Source organism: Microcoleus sp. w2-18bC1 (assembly GCF_036700365.1).
In the GTDB taxonomy this organism is placed as follows: Bacteria; Cyanobacteriota; Cyanobacteriia; order Cyanobacteriales; family Microcoleaceae; genus Microcoleus.
Genome location: NZ_JAUBOS010000175.1, coordinates 1 through 1,020, shown reverse-complemented (window position 1 = coordinate 1,020; position 1,020 = coordinate 1). Strand labels below are relative to the sequence as shown.

The 1,020-nt window shown below is 34.5% G+C and carries 1 protein-coding gene; it reads left to right on the top strand.

Going from position 1 to position 1,020, the window contains the following annotated elements; all coding sequences use genetic code 11:
• Positions 1–65: 65 nt before the first annotated feature.
• The coding region (locus QT979_RS28920) for an IS630 family transposase (RefSeq protein WP_333312396.1) at positions 66–1,020 on the top strand (955 nt) is incomplete at its 3' end.

The following is a 1,020-nucleotide window of genomic DNA, read 5'->3' as shown; positions in this document are numbered from 1 at the left end:
TAAGCTGTTGTGCATTTAAAACGCATAGTGGTATAATATAACATAATGATATTCAGACAAAGTGAATGCCTGCTAAAAATTTTCTAAGTTCTGAAACAAAGGAAACTCTTCAACAAGTATTAAAAGAGCATGATCATCCAGACATTCGGCAAAGAGCCTTAATTTTTTTGTTACTAAATAACGGAAATACACAAGCTCAAACTGCTGAACTAATTGGATGTTCTCTCAGAAAAGTTGCCTACTGGAGCATTCATGGTGATCCCGATAATTTAGACAGCTTTAAAGATAATAGGATGAAGGGTAATTACCGAAAAGCCACAGAAAAATACATTAATTTACTTTTAGAAACAGTTGAAGTAGAGCCTGAGAAATATGGTTATGAGTTCGGAAGATGGACAACAGCTAGACTTGCAATACATCTAGGAGAGCAGACGGGAATTGAGTTGAGTAGTACCCAAGTAAGGAGAATTTTAAAATCAAAAAAGTATGTTTACCTTTGGGCTAAATACAGCTTAAAGGATAAGCAAGATGCCGTAGAAAGGGGTTTATTTAAAGATAAATTAGATGAGTATTTAAAAATAGAAAAAGAATCTCCAAACCTATTGCAGGTATGGTTTTGGGACGAAAGTGGATTTAGTTTAAGAGTAATTAGACGGAAAAACTGGTGTAAAAAGGGGACTAGAAGTAATAAAAGAGGAGACCGACGAAAAGGTCGTATTAATGTTATGGGTGGAGTGAGATACTCAGACAAAAAAAGATGGGTAGATTTTATTCCATCTGGTAATTCTGCTAATTTTTATGCTGTGCTGAAAACTTTTTATGAAGATTTAAAATCCGAGTGGATATTGCAAGGAAATTTAGCAGAAGACTTTAAAGATAAGGGCTGTAAGTTTGTGATAATTTTGGACAACGCTAGTTTTCATAAAAAAGCAGAGACTTTGCAGAAAATAGCGTCAGAGATGCCGAATCTAATCATAGAGTTTTTGCCCAAGTATAGCCCTGACTATAACCTAGTTGAAT